The organism is Micromonospora sp. NPDC049900 (genome assembly GCF_044461025.1).
Taxonomy (GTDB): domain Bacteria; phylum Actinomycetota; class Actinomycetes; order Mycobacteriales; family Micromonosporaceae; genus Micromonospora.
In genome coordinates this window covers 229,486-248,313 of sequence record NZ_JBITKM010000009.1, presented here as the reverse complement: position 1 = coordinate 248,313, position 18,828 = coordinate 229,486, and the positions used below count along the sequence as shown (strand labels likewise).

The window sequence follows — 18,828 nt, the reverse complement described above, 5'->3', positions numbered from 1 at the left end:
GGCGGGGCGGTCGGGGGGGGCGGCCCCCCGGCGGGCGGGGGGGGCGCCACGGTTCTTTTTCCCCCACCCCACCCCCCGCCCGCTGTTGGGGGGGGGGGGGGGGGGGGCGCCCCCCCCCCCCCCACCACCGGTGATCCCGGTCAGACCAGCACCCGGCTACCCGCCGGCACCCCGCTGCCCGACCGCAGGTTGCGGCTGACCGTCAACTTCTTGAGCCACCGATCGGTCCCGTCGTACCGGGCCCGGAACGACTTGCGGCCGTGCACCGCCTGGTAGTTGTCGACGATGAGCAGCGTGCCGCGCTCCACCACCACGTCGTGCTGATGCGCGAGCAACTGCGAGTGCAGGGCGTCCAGCGCCCGCCGGGCGACGGCGTCGTCGTCACCGCCCACGCACCGCATGAAGGGCAGATCGATCCGCAGGTACGGCCGGGACGGATCACCGAACAGCACGGCGACCGGCTCGGGGTCGTCCCGCATCCGCTCGACCGACCTGAGGGCCGGATGGTCCGGCTGGCTCAGGGTGAGCTGCCGGATGTGCTCGTCGTCGGGGAGGATGTGGTAGCGCGGCTGCCGCAGCACCTCGACGTCGGCCGGGTCCAGGTCCAACTCCCGGACCGACGCCACCGTGGTGGCCACCTTGTCCTCGTTGCGGACCCCGAACAGCAGCAGATAGTCGCAGCGGCTCGGGTGGAAGGCGTCCTCGGTGTGGAACTCCAGCAACGCCTCGCTGCCGTGGCCGTTCTGCCGCGCCTCGTCGCCCGCGATCGGCACGATGTTCTGGACGAGCCGACCGCCCTGGAGCGTGGTCCAGGTGAACGGATCCCCCAGCGCCATGCCGCACAGCGCCATGAACACCTCGACCTCGGTGACGTGGCCGCCCCGCCGCTCGGCGTCCCAGTGCGTCGGCGTCGGCCCGACCTGCCGGTCGTCGACCGGGAAGCCGAGCACCGAGCAGGCCGCCGCCGGCTCGCCGTGCCGGAACTCGTCCAGGAACTCCCACAGACCGGCCGGCAGGTGCCGCACCGCGGAGCGGTGGCGGTCGTAGAAGTCCGGCTGCCGAGGATCCACGTCACCGGTCGACCGGACGGTCTCGACGATCGCGCGCAACGCCGTCAGGTCGGCGTCACTGAGCTGGTATCGGGGCCAGTCGGTGGTCACCGGGACGCTCCGGAGTCCGCCGCCATCGCCCGGGCCAGACTCGCCGGCCGCATGTCCGTCCAGGTGACCTCGACGAAGGCCAGGCAGTCGTCACGCCCGGCCGGGCCGTGTGCCACCGTCCAGCCGTCGGGCACCGGGTTCGACTCGGGCCACAGGGAGTACTGCGCTTCGGCGTTGACCAGCACCAGGTACGTGCCGTCAGGCCGGTCGAACGGGTTGGACATCTCAGGCGCTCCTGGGGGCCGACGGGACCAGCTCGAAGAGGATCCCGGACGGAGGCGCGGCCACGTGACGCTCGCGGACCAGGTCCCACCCGGCCGCCTCGAACGCCTCCAACCACTCCTCCCGACTGGGGATGTAGACGCCCATCAGGGCGTGGATCAACTCGAAGCCGAGGGTGAAGATGGTGGTCGTCTCCGGGCTCGCCGGCCCCGGGGTGCGGACCACGTCGCAGAGCAGCAGTCGCTTGACGTTCGGGAACGCCCGACGCAGGTTGGCCAGCCCGTCGACACAGCGCTGCATCGGCCAGAAGTCGTGGCCCATGAAGACGCAGGTCACCACCTCCACGTCGGCGAAGACCTCGGTGGGCTCCAGGGTCAGCACGTCGCCCTGGACGATGTGGACCCGACCCTCCAGACCCGCGTCGGCCACCGACTTCTCGGCCAATTCCACCGAACCCCGGGCGATGTCGACGCCGACCGCGCTGACCGACGGGTCCCGCTCGGCGATCCGGATCAGGCGCTGCCCGGAACCGCAGCCGAGGTCGGCGATCGCGGCGAAGTCGAGCCCGGTGACGATCTCGTCGAAGAGCGGCTCCACCTCGCTGTCGCCGATCAGGCGGGAGCCGATCGCCACGGCCCGCATGTCGCGGTGGTAGAAGTCGCCCACCCGCTGCTCGGGCGCGGCCACGTCCGGGGCGATGGAGAACAGCTCGCCACACCCCTTGACCACCCAGTAGAAGTAGCCCCGGGCGGCGTAGACGTCGGCGAAGCCCGGCCCGACGGTGTACCGGTCCCCGTCGGGCTCGACCACCTTCGCCCAGACCAGCGTGTCCAGCAGCCGTCGGACCACGCCGTGGTCGAGGCGGTTGCCGGCGGCCGTGGCCACGTCCGTGCCGCCCTCGGCGTGCAGCAGGTCGAGCAGGCCGATCTGGTGGCTGGCGGAGATCGCCGAAGTGACCACGTAGGACGAGAAGAGGCTCGCGGCTGCTCCGACCGTGTACGAGGGAGCGTCCACCGAATATGTCTCGACGATGGTGTCGGTCATTTGTTCCTCCTTTAGCGGATCTGCGGCGCCGCCGGAGACGACTCAGCCCACAACGCGTCCATCGTCTCGTGTGAGATGTGTCGATCCAGATCGGTGGTGGCGGCGTAACCCATGTTGATGATCGTCCGTACTCCCCCGGTGATCGGATAGACCCTGTGCAAGGTGGTGTCGGTGCGCATCAGATAGAGGTCACCGGGCACGAAGGAGGCCGAATAGGTCGGCCCGGCCAGAAACGCCCGGTGGATCTCCGGATTCTCCTTGTTCCACGTCGTCCCCGGCACGCACTGCACGAAGCCGCCGTGCTCGACCGCCGGGCACTCGATGATCCAGACCAGCGCGAAGGCGTAGTCGTCCCAGTGCCAGCCGTGCGTGTCGCCGCTCTCCTCGAGCCGGGTGATGACGTACTGCTCCGGCTCGTACGGGCAGGGCAGCACCGCCTCGCCGGCCACCTTGGACAGCAGCGCGAGCAGGGCCTGCGACTCGTACACCGCCGGAATGACCGTGCTGCGCTCGGCCACCTCGTCCCGTCGCACGTTGCGCATCCGGCGCAGTGTGTTGCCGGTGGCCGCGAACCGCAGGTCACGGCGGACCCCGGCCTCGCCGACCAGGTTCAACACCTCGGTCGCGACGGTTTCCTTCAATTCCTGCGGAACGATGAAGGACACTTTTGTGAAACCGTACTTCGCGAGGTGCTCACGTGCCTCGGTCAACTCTGCCGAGCTGACCTCGTGCGCCGCGAGTCTCGCGAGGGGATCCACCACAGAAGCTTCCACAGTTACCTCCTATTCGCTTCTCTTACGCCGTTTTCGCCCATGCCCGGGCCACCGATCGCGGCGCGGACAGCGCACTTTTCATCGCGTCGAACATGCGGCATGAACACGGTCACCCCACGGCTGACCGGAAGAACTCGACGAGCAGGGCGTTGACGGCGTCCGGCCGCTCCAGATAGCCGAAGTGCCCGCAGCGGGCGACCTCGCTGAACCGGGCGCCGGGGATCGCCTCGGCCACCTCCCGACCCAGATGCGGCGGCGTCACCAGATCGTCGGCGAAGCCGACCACCAGAGTGCCGTCCGGCGGCGGTGTGACGGCCCGGTACGCGTCGAGCCGGTCCGCCATCCGCTCCAGTTCGGTCTGGGCCTCGGCCACCTCGAGGGAGGGTGGGAAGAACTCCATCAGGTCCAGCCAGGAGCGGGCCTGCTTCTCGTCGTTGAGCGTGTGCGGGGACAGGCTCTGGATCAGCCGCCACACGGCGTACGCCTGCGGCGGCAGCTTCGCCTCCCCCAGCGCGATGGCCGCCTCCGCGGTTGCGAGCGCGCCCCGGAAGGTGTCGGTCCGGCCCCGCGTCGCCATCAGCACCGCCTGCTGCACCAGCTCCGGCCGGGTGACCATCACCTCCTGCACCACGTGCGCGCCCATCGACGTGCCGACCAGCCGGGCCCGACCGCCGCAGAGGCGCTCGACCAGGGCGACGACGTCGCCGACGAGATCCTCCACGGTCGGCTTGGCCGTGCCCGGCGGCAGCGGCGCGACCCCACGGTTGTCGAAGGTCACGACCCGGTGCCCGGCGGCCACCAGCGCCGGCACCTGGTGCAGTTGCCACACGCTGCCCGGGCTGCCGGTCCCCATCACCAGGACGACCGGCTCCCCGGTGCCACGCTCGGCGTAGCTGATCTTCGTGCCGTTGGCCACGACGAGTGGCATGACTGGCTCCTTCGAGATCCTGGGTCAGGCCACCGGAAGGGACAGGTTCCGGGCCGGTCGGGTCGGCGTCAGCGGCAGTGACCGGGTCCCGCCGACCACGGTGCGGCGCGGGCGGGGCATCGGGTCGATGTCGCTGTCGGAGACGCAGACACTCATCACCCGGTGCCCCTCGAAGAAGAGCAGCCCGCGTTCCCGCAGTCCGGCCAGCCGCTTCTCCAGCACGTCGGCCAGATGCGGCAGCTCGCCACCCAGCTTGTCCACCCGGACCGGCTTGTCCAGGTGCAGCAGCAGCTCGGTGTCGACGTCGTCGATCGGGTACACCAGCTCGGCACCCGAGCGGGTGTCCCGGATGGTGGTGCCACCGTCGGTCCGGGTCAGGGTCAGCGCCGGGCCGCTGCCCGCCGCCCACGCCGTGTTCCACTGACCGACCCGCTCGCGCAGCGGACGCAGCCAGGTCGCCGACGAGATCATGTAGTCGGAGACGTTCTGGTCGGCGAAGTAGTAGGCCACGTCGCGCAGCCCGTCGCGGTCGAACGGGTACGTCAGCCGGTAGTGGTCCACCGGTTCCAGGTCGAGCCCGTACTCGGCGGCGTTGTTGAAGTACGGGCTGAACCGGTCGAACCGCACCGGGAAGCAGCCCTGCGGCGGCGGCAGGTGGGACAGCAGCGGCAGGTCCTCGACGTAGCGCCGGTAGGTCTCCTCGGCCTCGCCGGGGAACCCGATCAGCAGGTTCCAGACCGGGCTGATCCCGAGCCGCAGGCAGTTCTTCAGGAACTGGATGTTCTGGAACGACGACGTGCCCTTGCGCATCAGCTTGAGCGTCGGTGTCGCCATCGCCTCGATGCCCGGCTGGATCTCGTTCACCCCGGCGCGTTCCAGCACCGTCATGTCCTCGATGTCCAGGCCGACCTTCACCTCGTAGAAGATCGAGATGCCCTCGGGCGGGTCGAGCTTCGGGAACACCTCGGTGAGGTAGTCCATCGGCATGATGTTGTCCGTGCAGCAGTACTTCTTGGCCCACGGCGCGTGCGAGAACAGCCAGTCGAACTGCTTGAGCGCGTTCTCCGGTCGCATCGCCCGGTAGGCCATGGTCTGCCCGTTGAGGCCGCAGAACGTGCAGTGCGCCCGCTCGCCCCACCAGCAGCCCCGCGAGGTCTCGAAGAACAGCATCGGCTCCGCCGCGGCGGCCGGAAGCTGCACCATCTGGTCGAACGACTCACGGAACTCGGTGTAGTCCGGGTCGAAGTAGTCGTCGATGTCGGCGTTGGGGCCGATCCCCTTGCGGTAGCGGCTCTCCATCTGGTTGCGCCGGGTGACGACGCCACGGATCCGGTGCGCCCGCTCCAGGTCGTCGTCGAGCACGCTGCGCAGGAACTCGGGGAACGTGACCAGCGCCGGCCCGGAGAAGACGAAGTCGAGCTGCGGGCAGTTCTGCGCCAACGCCGCGCCCATCGGCGCCTCGCAGTTGGCGCCGCCGATCAGCGTGGTCACCGCCGGGTTGCGGTCCTTGACCATCCGGGCCGCCGCGAGACTGGGCAGGTTCTGGGTGAACATCGAGCTGAAGCCGAGCAGGTCCGCCTCGTCGAGCCGGTACTTCTCCACCATCGAGCGCAGGAAGTCCGGGAGACCCTCGCGGCGACGCAGCACGGTACGCCGCAGGTCGGCCTTAGCCGGGCCGGTGAAGTAGCGGCTGAAGTACTCGTCGACGTTGTCCGGCAGCTCCGGGAAGGCGAGTTGCCGGAACATCCAGTCCCCCACCCCGGCGACGTGGAAGTCCATGTCCCCGGCGATGGCGTCGTACTCCTGGGCGCCGAAGTAGCGGACGAAGTCGTGGTTGATGTAGCAGACCCGTACGTCGAATTCGTCCGGGAAGTCCCGGCGGACCAACGCGGAGAGCTGGCTGAGCGCGAACGACGGTCGACGCCGGTCGGCGAAGGGCATGTTGACGAGGACTAGCTGGCGCACGTGGACCCTTCCACGATCGAGGGCTGCCACCGCGAGTACTGGCGCAACCCGTACAGCAGTGGGGTGTCGGCGGTGTACTGGACGTCGGAGACCTGCCCGACCACCAGCGCGTGGTCACCGACGACCCGGACGTCGGAGAGGGCGCAGGCGGCGAACCCGCAGGCGTCCTCCACCAGCCACGGCAGCCGGTCGTCGCCCCGGGGCTGCCAGACCACCTGGTGGAAGCGGTCCGCCTGGCCGGTCGCGAAGACCTCGGCCGCCCGTTGGCCCCGGGCGTGCAGCAGGTTGACCGCGAACCGCCCCCGGTCCTCGATGGCGGCCAGCGTGCGGCTGCCCACCTTGAGGCTGACCAGCAGGGTCGGCGGCTCCAGCGTCACGCTCATCAGCGACGAGCAGGTCAGTCCCCACGGCGCACCCTCGCCGTCGACGCTGGTCACCACCGCCACCCCGGTCGGGAAGCCGCTCATGAAGGTGCGGCAGCCGTCGGCCAGCGACGGCTGCGACCCGGGACGCATCGGTACGACCGTCATCACCCCTCCGCCGCCGGTTGGATGGTGCTGAGGTACTCGTAGGCGCTGGGCAGGGTCTTCACCAGCCGCTCGGCGTCGGCCCGGATGCCGGCCAGCTCGGCCGACGCGCGGGTGGGGTCGATGTGCGCCAGGGCCGGCCGGGGACTCTTCGGCGCCAGACCCATGCCGAGGCAGATGGTGATCCACGAGTAGACCTCGAACCCGTGGTAGTACGGGTAGATGGTGCTCTCGTCGAGCAGCCGCACCGCCGCGGTCTCCAGCCGCTCGGCAAGCCCGTCCGGGATGGCGCGGACCTTGGTCTCCCGCCAGTAGTCGGTGTCCTGCCGGGGCGAGGCGACGTAGTGCAGGACCAGGAACTCCTTGACCCCGTCGATGACCCGGGCGACCTTGTCGTTGTAGCCGCGGATCAGCGTCTCGTCCCAGGTGTTGTCCGGGAAGTGCTTCACCAACTGCTCGATGGCGTGCTGGATGAAGAAGATGCCGGTGGACTCCAGCGGCTCGACGAAGCCACTGGACAGGCCGACCGCGACGCAGTTGTTCACCCAGGAGCGCTCGTTGCGACCGATCCGCATCCGGATGTGGTTGGCCTCCAGCTCGTCCTGCCCGGGGGCGGCGAACTCGCGCAGCGTGCGCTCGGCCTCCTCCGGCTCGCAGAACTGGTCGGAGTAGACGTAGCCGGTGCCGATCCGGCCGTACAGCGGGATGGTCCAGATCCAGCCGGCGTCCTTGGCGGTGGCCCTGGTGTACGGCGCGATCCCGTGCTCGGCCATGTCCCGGGGCACCCGCAGCGCCACCGCGCGGTTGTTCGGCAGCACGTCGGTGAAGGAGACGAACTTCTCCTTCAACGTCTGGTTGATCAGCAGGCCCCGGAAGCCGGTGCAGTCCACGAAGAGGTCACCGGTGACGTCGCCCTGGTTGCGGGTGGAGACGTGGGTGATCCAGCCCCGCTCGTCCTGCCCGACGCCGACCACGTCGTCGACCACGTGCCGGACGCCCTGCGCGACACCGAGCTTGGTCAGGTAGCGGGCCATCAGCGCGGCGTCGAAGTGGTAGGCGTACGGGAACTGCGCCCGTTGCTCGTCCAGGGTGGACCGGCCCAGCTCACCGTCGAGGCTGGCGGTGAAGAGGGTCCCGTCGAGCATCCGGGGCGAGCGCTCCGCCTCGCACAGGTACGGCGTGATGAACGAGCCCCGGTCGAAGCTCTCGGTCGGGTCGCCGAGGGCCAGGTTCCACTCGGCGGCGGTGAACCCGTCGGAGGTCCGCAGCCGCTCGAACGGGTGGAAGAAGTGGCTGCCGTCGCCGCGCCAGTTGTCGTACTTGATGGCCAGCTTGTAGGAGCCGCTGCACTGCGGCATCCAGTCCCGCTCGTCCAGACCCAGGTAGTCGAAGAAGTGCCGGATGGTGCTGAACGTCGCCTCGCCGACGCCGATCGTGCCGACCGCCGCCGACTCGACGAGGGTCACCGAGATCCGGTCCTGGAAGGCGGTCTTGAGGTAGGTGGCGGTCATCCAGCCGGCGGTCCCACCACCGACGATGACAACGTTACGGATCATCATGCCTGCGCTCCCTGGATCGCTTCCCGAGCGGTCCGCACGCTGCGCGGCCGCATGTCCTTCCACACCCGGTCGATGTGGTCGAGGCACTCCTGCCGGGTGCCGCCGGTGCCCTCGTCCTGCCAGCCCGGCGGGTTCGGCCGGTCCGACCACCACACCGAGTACTGCTCCTCGTGGTTGACCACGACCTTGAAACGGACGTCATCCGGCTGCGTCATCGGTGGTTCCTCTCATGTCGTGGTGATCTCGTGGTCGCGGGCGTGCCGCAACCGGTCGGCCAACGCCGGGCCGATGGTGTCCAGTGCCGGTGCCTGCGTCATCCGGTCGTGCTCGCAGTCGACCGGCAGCACGTCGACCCGGCCGTCGACGTACGCCTGCCAGACCGTGGCCGGGTCGAGGCGGTCGTCCCAGGTCTGCGTGGCCACGAACAACTGCACGTCGCCGTGGAAGCGCCGGGGCGTGAACGCGTCCATCAGGCGGGCGTTGTTCAGCACCACCCCGGTCAGCGCCGCCACGGTCTTGGCGTCGAGCAGCTCGTCGCCCGGATCGGGCCGGTCCCCGTCGTCGGCGCCGTCGGTGGCCGAACCCGGTCGGCCGAGGGCGTCGAAGAGGAGCGCGCGGGCTTCCGCCGCGGTCTCCACCCGGACGTCCTCCACGTCCATCGCCGGGTAGCTGTCGATCAGCGTGAGCACCGCGACCCGCTCGCCGTCGGCCTGTAGGCGGGTCGCCATGGCGTGCGCTACCAGACCGCCGAAGGACCAGCCGAGCAGGTGGTAGGGGCCGTGCGGCTGGACCCGCCGGATCTCGGCGAGGTAGTCGGCGGCCATCTCCTCGACGCTGCCGGCCAGCACCTCGCCGCCGTCCGCGCCGCGCGCCTGCAACCCGTAGATCGGCCGGTCGATGCCCGCCTGCCGCAGCAGCCCGGAGTAGCACCAGCTCAGACCGCCGACCGGGTGTACGCAGAAGAGCGGCTCACCGGCACCGTGCACGCGCATCGGCATCAGCACGTCGAACGGGTCGGCGGTCACCCCGGACTCGACGGCAGCGGCGAGACCGGCCACGGTCGGGTTCTCGAACAGCGCCCGGATGGTCAGCTCCACGCCCAGCGCGGCGCGGACCCGGGACACCAGGCGGGTGGCCAGCAGCGAGTGGCCGCCCAGGTCGAAGAAGCCGTCGTCGACACCGACCGAGTCCAGGCCCAGCACCTCGGCGAACAGGGCGGAGAGCACCGTCTCGCGGGGGCCCACCGGCCCCCGGCCACCGGCGCCGCCGGTCGACTCCGGGACGGGCAGCGCCGTGCGGTCCAGCTTGCCGTTCGGGGTCAGCGGCAGCGAGTCCATCGGCACCAGCGCCGAGGGCACCATGAAGCCGGGCAGTTGTTCCCCGGCCTGCGCCCGCAGCGCGGCCAGGTCGACCTGTCCACCGGCGACCGGGCAGACGTAGGCGACCAGTCGCTGGTCGCCGGGGCGGTCCTCGCGTACCACCACGGCGACCTGGCCGACGGCGGGGTCGGCGGCCAGGACGGCCTCGATCTCGCCGAGTTCCACCCGGAACCCGCGCACCTTCACCTGGTCGTCGGCGCGCCCGACGAAGCTGAGGTTGCCGTCGAGTCCCCACCGCACCACGTCACCGGTGCGGTACATGCGCGAACCGGGCGGGCCGAACGGGTCGGCGACGAACCGGGTCGCGGTGAGCCCGGCCCGTCCCCAGTAGCCCCGGCCCAGCCCGGCGCCGGCCACGTACAGCTCACCGGCCGCGCCCGGGGCCACCATCCGCAGCGCCTCGTCCAGCACGTACAGCCGGGAGTTGAGGATCGGCTTGCCGATCAGCGGCACGTCCCCGTCCGCGACCCGGTACGCCGCGGTGTCGTTGGAGCACTCGGTCTGGCCGTAGAAGTTGTAGCTGGCCGTGTCCGGGGTGGCCCGCATCGCGTTCCACAGCGTCTCGGTGACGGCCTCGCCGCCGACCATCAGCACGGTCGGGTGGTGCCGGCCGTCGGCGAACATGCCGGCCGCGACGAGTTGCTGCATGAACGACGGCGTCAGGTCCACGAACCCGATCCGGTGCCGGTCGATGTAGTCGACGAACGCCTCCGCGTCCCGGCGGACGAAGTCGTTGATGACGTGCAGCTCGTGCCCGTCGAGCATCCAGAGCAGCGAGTCCCACGAGGTGTCGAACGTCAACGGCGCGGTGAAGCCGATCCGCAGTCGGCCGCCCCCGGCCGCCGCCACCTCGGGGCGGAAGAACGTGTTGCGGTGGCTCCAGTACAGGTTCACCATGCCCCGGTGCTCGATGACGACCGCCTTCGGTCGACCCGTCGAGCCGGAGGTGTAAATGACGTACGCGGGGTTCTCCGGTCGCAGCGGCACGAGGCGCTCCGGGTCGGCCAGTTCCGCGTCGGAGAGCGCGGCCAGCTCGGTGCGGACCGCCTCGTCGTCGAGCTGCACCACGGGAGTGGTCAGCGGGGGCAGCGCCGCGAGTCCGGCGGCGGTGCCGAGCACGACCACCGGTGCGGCGTCGGCCAGCATGAACGCCAGCCGGTCCGCCGGATGCTCCAGGTCCAGCGGCAGGTACGCGCCACCGGCCTTGAGCACCGCGAACAGCGCCACGACCATCTCCACCGACCTCGGTACGGCCAGCGCGACCACCCGCTCCGGGCCGACCCCCCGGTCCACCAGCAACCGGGCCAACCGGTTGGCCCGCCCGTCCAGCTCGGCGAAGGTCATCCGGTGCTCGTCGTGGACCACCGCCACCTCGTCACCGGTGGCCGCCACCTGCTCGGCGAGCAGGTCGATCAGCCGTACCGGCGGCGCGGGCCGGACCGGGCCCATCCAGTCCTCGGTGAGCGCTCGACGCTCCTGCGCCGACATCACCTCCAGCTCGCTGACCGGCAGGTGCGGGTCGGCGGCGGCGGCGGAGAGCAGGCGCGCCAGGCGCTCGGCCAGGGCGGTCACCGACGGCTCGTCGAACAGGTCGGTCGAGTACTCCAGGTAGCCGCGCAGGCCCGCCGGGGAACCGTCCGGGCCGTAGTCCTCGAAGACGTCGAGCGTCAGGTCGTACTCGGACACACCGTGCCGGACCGCCTCGTGGCTGACCTGCAACCCGGCGAAGTCGAACGCCGCCGAGGCGTTGTTCTGGAAGGCCAGCAGCACCTGGAACAGCGGGAACCGGGCCAGCGAACGGGTCGGGCTGACCGCCTCCACGACCCGTTCGAAGGGCACGTCCTGGTGGTCGTAGGCGGCCAGGTCGGTGTCGCGTACCCGGTCGAGCAACTCCACGAAGGTCGGGTCGCCGCCGACGTCGGTGCGCAGCACCAGCGTGTTGACGAAGTAGCCGACCATCGCCTCCAGCGCCGGGTCGCTCCGGCCCGCCGACGGGGTGCCGATCGGGATGTCGGGGCCCGCGCCCATCCGGGACAGCAGCGCGGCGAGCCCGGCCTGCACCACCATGAACAGGCTCAGCCGCCGGTCGCGGGCCAGGCGCAGCAGCCCGTCGTGCTGGTCGGCGTCGAGCCGCAGGGCGACGGTGTCCCCCGCGTAACTCGCCACCGGCGGGCGGGGCCGGTCGGTCGGCAGCGACAGCTCCTCCGGCGAACCGGCCAGGTTGGCCCGCCAGTAGTCGAGCTGCCGGTTGACCTCGCTGTCCCGGTCGCCGTCGTCGCCGAGGATCTCCCGCTGCCAGACCGCGTAGTCGGCGTACTGCACCGGCAGCGGTGACCACTGTGGTGCCTTGCCCTGCCGACGCAGCGAGTAGGCGTCGGCCAGGTCCCGGCTCAGCGGTGCCAGCGACGCCCCGTCGACCGCGATGTGGTGCATGACCAGCAGCAGCACGTGCAGTTCCGGATCGATCCGGAACAACTGGGCCCGCAGCGGGATCTGCGCGGCGAGGTCGAACCCCTGCGCGGTGGCCGAGGCCAGCGCGTCGGCGAGGTCCGCCTCGGAGACGTCCCGCACCGGCATCGGCGGTCGGGTCGGCGGCAGGACCGTCTGGAAGGGCACCCCGCCCTCCTCGCCGAACACGGTACGCAGCGGCTCGTGCCGCGCCACCAGGTCGGCGACGGCGGCGGCGAGCGCCTCGGCGTCGAGCGGGCCGGACAGCCGCAACGCGATCGGCGTGTTGCGGGCACCGGTGTCGGTGCCGTCCATCCGGTCCAGGAACCACAGGCGCTGCTGGCCGAAGGAGAGCGGGATGCGCTCGCCGCGCGGCACCGGGCGGACCGCCGGTCGGGCGGTCACCGTGGGGTCGATGGCCTTGGCGAGGGTGGCCACCGTCGGGTTCTCGAACAACGCCCGGATGGCCAGCTCCACCCCCAGCACCGACCGCACCCGGGAGACCAGGCGGGTGGCCAGCAGCGAGTGCCCGCCCAGGTCGAAGAAGCCGTCGTCCACGCCGACCCGGTCGACGCCGAGCACCTCGGCGAACAGCCCGCACAGCACCGACTCGCGGGGACCGACCGGCCGGCGTCCGCCACCGGTGTCGCGGGTCGGTGCCGGCAACGCGGCCCGGTCCAGCTTGCCGTTGGGCGTCAGCGGCAACGCCGACAGCTTCACGATCGCCGACGGCACCATGAAGCCGGGCAGCCGTTCGGCCGCCGAGGCCCGCAGCTCCTCCACGTCGACCCGGGCGCCGTCCGCCGCGCAGACGTAACCCACCAGCCGCTGGTCGCCGGGCCGGTCCTCGCGGACCACCACCGCCACCTGGCCCACCCCGGGGCCCGCCGCCAGCACCGCCTCGATCTCGCCCAGCTCCACCCGGAACCCGCGCACCTTGACCTGCTCGTCGGCGCGGCCGAGGAAGCTCAACCCGCCGTCCGGCCGCCACCGCACCAGGTCACCGGTGCGGTACATGCGCGACCCGGCCGGTCCGTACGGGTCGGCGAGGAACCGCGAGGCGGTCAGTCCGGGCCGTCCCCGGTAGCCACGGGCGAGCCCGGGACCGGCCACGTACAGTTCGCCGGCCGCCCCCGGTGCCACCAGGCGCAGCCCCTCGTCCAGCACGTAGACCCGGGCACCCTGGATGGTGCGACCGATGTCGGCGCGGACCGACTGCGGGTCGGGCGGGCTGTCCGCGCCGTACACCCGGGAGCTGACGTCGATGGTGGCCTCGGTCGGCCCGTACGCGATGACCATGCGACGCCCGGCCGACCAGTACGCGGCCACGTCGGGCGGGCAGCCCTCGCCACCGGTGATGATCGTGCGCAGGTGCGGCAGTTCCCGTTGCGGCACGGTGGCCAGCACCGACGGCGGGATGTGCGCGTGACTGATCCGCTGCTCGGCCAGGTAGGCGTGGAGTTCCTCGCCCGCGACGGTGGTCGGCGACACCACGAGGCAGCCGCCGGTCAGCAGCGCCATCGACACCTCCGCCACCATCACGTCGAAGCTCGGTGACACCAGTTGCGACACCCGCGCGCCGGGTCGGGCGTCGTGCCGGACGATCTGGTTGGCCAACAGTCCGGCCAGACCGGCGTGGGTCACCTCGACGCCCTTGGGCCGACCGGTGGAGCCCGAGGTGTAGATGAGGTATGCCGTGTCGGCGACCCGCAGCGGGCTGAGCCGGTCGCTGTCGGACAGGTTCGCCGGGGCCGCCGCCAGGTCGATCTCCTCCAGCACCACCGTCGCGGACGCCGCCGCCACGGGTGGCACGGCCAGCCCGGCCCGGGTGGTCAGCACCACCGTGGGCACGCTGTCGTCGAGCAGGAAGGCGAGCCGCTCGGCGGGGTACGTGAGGTCCACCGCCAGGTAGGCCGCGCCGGTCTTGGCGACCGCGACGATGGCGACGATCAGATCGATCGAGCGGGGCAGCGCGAGCGCGACGGTCCGCTCCGGGCCGACCCCCCGGGCGACGAGGGCCCGCGCCAGCCGGTTGGCCCGCTCGTTCAGCTCGGTGTAGCGCAGCGTGCGCCCGTCCGCCTCGACAGCGGGGGCCGACGGAGTGGCCGCGACCTGTGCCTCGAACAGTTCCGGCAGGGTCAGGGTGGACGGCGCACCGGCGCTGCCCGCCCAGGTGGTGAGCAGATCCCGCCGTTCCCGCTCGGCCAGGATCTCCACCGCGCAGACCGGCGCCGTCGGCTCCGCCACCAGGTTGTCCAGCAGCCGGACCAGCCGGTCGGCCAGCAGCTCGACGGTGGTGTGGTCGAACAGGTCGGTGGCGAAGTAGACCTCACCTGTGAGCCGGTCGTCGACCAGGTGCATCATCAGCGCCAGGTCGAACTGGAGCGACGAGAGCGCCAGATCCTGCGTCCGCACCTCGACGTCGGCCAGCCCGGTGGGCTCGTCCTCGGCACCGGCCAGCGTGAACATCACCTGGAACAGCGGCGACATGCTCTGGTCCCGGACCGGGTTGAGTCGCTCCACCACCTGGTCGAAGGGCACCTCGGCGTGGCTGAGCGCGCCGAGCACCGTGCCGCGTACCCGTTCCAGCAGCTCGGCGAAGGTCGGGCCGTGCGGGCTGTCGCCCAGCTCGGTGCGGACCACGACGCTGTTGACCAGGAAGCCGACCACGTCGGCGAGTTCGGGGTGGTCGCGGCCGGTGACCGGGGTACCCACGGCGATGTCGCGCTGGCCGCTGACCCGGGCCAGGAGCACCTGGAAGGCGGTCAGCAGCACCATGAACGGCGTGACGCCCCGCGCCGCGGACAGGTCCCGCAGCCGCCGGACGGTCTCCGCCGGCACCTCCAGCCGGACCCGGTCGGCGGCGAAGCTGGGCGTCGCCGGGCGCGGCCGGTCCAGCGGCAGCCGCAGCACCGGCAGGTCGGCGAGTTGCCCCTGCCAGTAGTCGAGCGCCTCCTCGTACCGGCCGCTGTCCCGCCGCTCCCGCTGCCACCAGGCGAAGTCGGCGTAGTGCAGGGTCACCGGGTCGAGGTCCGGCGCGGTGCCGGTCCGCCGGGCCCGGTAGCACTCGGTCACCTCACGCCAGACGACCTGGTGGGACCAGCCGTCGTAGGCGATGTGGTGCAGCACCACCAGCAGCACGTGGTCGTGGTCGCCGACCCGCAGCAGGAAGCCGCGCAGCACCGGGCCGGTGCCGAGGTCGAAGGGGCGGGCCCACTCGTCGTGCAGGACCCGGGTGATCAGGTCGTCGGCGAGGCCGGTGACCGGGACCACGGGCAGCTCGACCCGGTACGGGGCGTCGACCACCTGCACCGGGCCGTCGTCGGTGGCGACGTAGCGGGTCCGCAGGATCTCGTGCCGGGCGACCACGTCGCCGAGCGCACCGGCCAGGGCGTCCACGTCGAGCGCGCCGTGCAGCCGTACCGCGACCGGCATGTTGTACGCCGGTGACTCCGGCGCGTACTGCCAGAGGAAGTAGAGCCGCTCCTGCGCGTACGACAGCGGCATCCCGTCGGACAGGCGGGGCACCGGTATCGGGGCCGGGCCGGCGATGTGCACGGTGGTGGCGAGCCGGGCGGCCATCGAGGCGACCGTGGGGGCGTCGAACACCGCCTGCACCGGCAGTTCGATCCCGAGGGCCTGCCGCAGACCGAAGACGACCCGGGTGGCCAGCAGCGAGTGCCCGCCGATCTCGAAGAAGTCGTCGTGCACGCCGATCGGCCCGGTGCGGCCCAGCACCTGCTGCCACACCTGCGCCACGGCCCGTTCGGTGTCGTCGCGCGGGGCGACCCGGTCCACCGTGCCGTCCTCGGGTGTGACCGCCGGCAGCCGGGCCTTGTCCACCTTGCCGCTGAGCGTGCGGGGCAGCCGGTCGATCGGCACGAACGCCGAGACCCGCAACTGCGCCGGCAGGCGCTCGTCCAGGTACGCCCGCAGGTCACCGCCGGTGGGCGCGGTGCCGGTCGCGGCCACCACGTAGGCCACCAGCCGGTGGTGGGAGACCCCGTCCCGGACCGCCACCACGCACGCCTCGCTGACCGCGTGGTGCCCGCGCAGCACCGCCTCGATCTCGCCCGGCTCGACCCGGTGACCCCGGATCTGCACCTGGTCGTCGCTGCGGCCGATGAACTCCACGACCCCGTCGGCGAGCCACCGGCCCCGGTCACCGGTGCGGTAGAGCCGGCTGCCGCTGTCGCTGCCGTACGGGTCGGGCAGGAAGCGGTCGGCGGTCAGACCGGGCCGGTTCAGGTAGCCCCGGGTCACCCCGTGGCCGCCGACGTACAGGTCACCGACCACGCCGATCGGGACCGGACGTAGCCGCTCGTCGAGCACGTACACGGCGGTGTTGGCCACCGGGGAGCCCACCGGCACGATGCCGGAGGCGGTGCTCACCCCGGGCCGGGCCGGGAACATGGTGCTGTCGATCGACGTCTCGGTGGCGCCCCAGGCGTTGACGATCCGGACGCCGTCCGGCAGCACGGCCAGCGCGGCGGCGTAGTCGGTGACCGCGAAGCTGTCCGCACCGACCATCAGCAGCTTGACCTCCGGCAGCCGTCGGCCGCTCTCGGTGAGGTGCGCGGTGATCGCGGTCAGCACGGCGGGCACCGTGTCGAAGGCGTCGACGTGCTCGGCCGCCAACGCGTCGACCAGCGCCTGCGGGTCCCGGGCCAGCGAGCGGGGACCGAGCACCAGGCAGCTACCGAAGGCCAGGCTCCGAACCACGTCACCGACGAAGACGTCGAAGGCGGAGCTGGCGATCGTCATCCAGCGGCGCAGCGGTCCGGGATCCCAGGTGGTCCAGGCCGCGCGCAGGTTCGCCGTGCCGCCCCGGGTGACCATCACGCCCTTCGGCGTACCGGTCGAACCGGAGGTGTGGATCACGTACGCGAGGGCGGACGGCGGTGCGGTGCGGGGTGGCCGGGCGGCCGAGGTGTCGGCGAGCGTGGCCGGGTCGTCGAGCCGGATCAGCCGCCACGGACCGGCGGGCAGGTCGGGTGCGGTGGTGGCGTCGCAGAGCACCACGGTCGGCGTGGCGTCGTCGAGCAGCACGGCGATGCGGGCGGCGGGCTGCTCCGGGTCCACCGGCAGGAACGCGGCGTCGGCCTTGAGCACGGCCAGCGGCGCGACCACGGTGTCGTGACCGCGTCCGACACAGATCGCCACCCGGTCGTCGATGCCGACGCCGAGCCCGCGCAGCAGGTTCGCGATCCGGTTCGCGCGGTCCTCGACGCCTGCGTAGTCGAGCGTCCGCCCGTCCCAGACCAGCGCGGGCGCGTCCGGGGTGGTGTCCGCGTACGCCTCGAAGTGCTGCTCGACGGAGATCGACGGCGAGTAGCTGAGCCGGGTGCTGTTCCAGTCCCGCACCAGGCGACGCTCGCGGCTGGTGGAGAGGCGGTAGTCGCTGATCGGGCGATCCGGTGCCTCGGCGATGCCGGTGAGCAACTGTGTCAGGTGCTCCACGATCCGCTCGGCGGCGTCGGCGTCGAAGAGGTCCACGCTGTACTCGAGTTCACCGGTCAGCCCCTCCGGGCTCTCCCGCAGGCCGAGCGTGAGGTCGACCTGCGCGCCCTGGGCCGCCCCCGAGTACGGCTGCACGTCCACGTCGCCCAGGTCCCAGGCGTCGTTGGCGCCGGCCGCGTCGCCGTCGGTGGTGAACATGACCTGGAACAGCGGGGTGGCGCTGGCGTCCCGGGCCGGGTTGATCCGCTCGACGACCTGGTCGAACGGCACGTCCTGGTGGGCCAGGCCGTCGAGCACCACGCCCCGGACCCGGGTCAGCAGCTCGGTGAAGGTGGGATCGCCGGAGAGGTCACCGCGCAGCACGACGGTGTTGGCGAAGAAGCCGACCAGCCCGGCGACGGCGTCGGAGTCCCGGCCGGCGACCGGCGTGCCGACGGCGATGTCCGGCTGGCCGGAGAGCCGGGAGAGCAGCACCTGGAAGGCGGCGAGCAGCACGACGAACGGCGTGCAGCCGGTGGACCGGCCGAGTTCCCGCAGCCCGTCGGCGACCGGTACGGGCAGCCGGACCGGCACCCGGTCACCGGCGAAGGTGGGGGTGGCCGGACGGTGCCGGGCGACCGGCAGGTCCAGCACCGGAACGTCGGTCAGTTGCTCCTGCCAGTGCCGCAGACCGGCCTCGTACCCGCCGTCGGCCTGGCGGCGGCGCTGCCACCAGGCGACGTCGGCGACCTGCACCGGCAGCGCCGGCAGCCGCTGGGCCGCCGCCGCGCCGTCCCGGTAGACCGCGGACAGCTCCCGCCACATGATCGGCAGGGACCACCCGTCGCAGGCGATGTGGTGCATCACCAGCAGCAGCACGTGCTCCTCGGGCGCCCGCCGGAACAGCGTGGCCCGCAGCACCGGCCCCTCGGCCAGGTCGAACGGCCGCAGCGTCTCCGCGTCGATCAGCTCGCGCAGCGTCGCCTCCGACCCGGCACCGGCCGGCACGTCCACCACCGGCAGCGGCACCGGGGCCGCCGCGTCGACCACCTGCTCCGGGCCCTGCGCACCGTCGACGTACCGGGTCCGCAGCACCTCGTGCCGGGCCACCACCGCCGACAGCGCGGTGCCCAGCGCCGCCACGTCCACCGCTCCCCGCAGACGCACCGCCACCGGCGCGTGGTACGCCGCCGAGGCAGGTGCCAGCCGCCACAGGAAGTAGAGCCGCTCCTGGGCGAACGACAGCGGCAGTGCCTCGTCGCGCGGGGCGCGGGGAATCCCGGTGGGACGCGCGTCGCCGCGGCCCAGCCGCTCCAGCAGCAGCCGGCGTCGCTCCGGGGAGAGCTGGGCGAGCCGCTCGGCGAGGGTGTCAGACATGGAGGTC

Annotated in this window: 10 protein-coding genes; all 10 read right to left on the bottom strand. The window is 72.0% G+C overall.

Annotated elements, in window-relative coordinates:
• Positions 1–140 precede the first annotated feature (140 nt).
• Entirely contained in the window at positions 141–1,160 is a 1,020-nt protein-coding gene (gntD, locus tag ACIBMZ_RS21075) for a guanitoxin biosynthesis L-enduracididine beta-hydroxylase GntD (protein ID WP_396696250.1), read from the bottom strand.
• Entirely contained in the window at positions 1,157–1,384 is a 228-nt protein-coding gene (locus tag ACIBMZ_RS21070; RefSeq protein ID WP_350698966.1) for an MbtH family protein, read from the bottom strand. The genes gntD and ACIBMZ_RS21070 overlap by 4 nt, the downstream gene beginning before the upstream one ends.
• 1 nt (position 1,385) lies before the next feature.
• Entirely contained in the window at positions 1,386–2,426 is a 1,041-nt protein-coding gene (locus tag ACIBMZ_RS21065) for a class I SAM-dependent methyltransferase (protein WP_396696247.1), read from the bottom strand.
• 11 nt (positions 2,427–2,437) lie between these two features.
• The gene (locus tag ACIBMZ_RS21060) at positions 2,438–3,091 is read right to left on the bottom strand and encodes a hypothetical protein (RefSeq protein WP_396696245.1); all 654 of its coding nucleotides are present in this window, start codon (positions 3,089–3,091) and stop codon (positions 2,438–2,440) included.
• A 217-nt stretch (positions 3,092–3,308) separates the two neighbouring features.
• The gene (locus tag ACIBMZ_RS21055; protein ID WP_396696243.1) at positions 3,309–4,127 is read right to left on the bottom strand and encodes an alpha/beta fold hydrolase; all 819 of its coding nucleotides are present in this window, start codon (positions 4,125–4,127) and stop codon (positions 3,309–3,311) included.
• Positions 4,128–4,151: 24 nt separating this feature from the next.
• Positions 4,152–6,092 (bottom strand): RiPP maturation radical SAM C-methyltransferase, encoded by a 1,941-nt coding sequence (locus ACIBMZ_RS21050; RefSeq protein ID WP_396696241.1) that lies wholly within the window; start codon positions 6,090–6,092, stop codon positions 4,152–4,154.
• A complete protein-coding gene (locus ACIBMZ_RS21045; RefSeq protein WP_396696239.1) occupies positions 6,080–6,622 on the bottom strand; it encodes a flavin reductase family protein in 543 nt (180 codons plus the stop codon). The genes ACIBMZ_RS21050 and ACIBMZ_RS21045 overlap by 13 nt, the downstream gene beginning before the upstream one ends.
• A complete protein-coding gene (locus tag ACIBMZ_RS21040; RefSeq protein ID WP_396696237.1) occupies positions 6,622–8,178 on the bottom strand; it encodes a tryptophan halogenase family protein in 1,557 nt (518 codons plus the stop codon). The genes ACIBMZ_RS21045 and ACIBMZ_RS21040 overlap by 1 nt, the downstream gene beginning before the upstream one ends.
• On the bottom strand, positions 8,175–8,393 hold the full coding sequence (locus ACIBMZ_RS21035) for an MbtH family protein (RefSeq protein WP_396696235.1): 219 nt from the start codon (positions 8,391–8,393) through the stop codon (positions 8,175–8,177). Before ACIBMZ_RS21035 ends, ACIBMZ_RS21040 begins: the two co-directional genes overlap by 4 nt.
• A gap of 12 nt (positions 8,394–8,405) precedes the next feature.
• Complete coding sequence (locus ACIBMZ_RS21030) at positions 8,406–18,821, bottom strand: amino acid adenylation domain-containing protein (protein WP_396696233.1); 10,416 nt, start codon at positions 18,819–18,821, stop codon at positions 8,406–8,408.
• Positions 18,822–18,828: the final 7 nt, after the last annotated feature.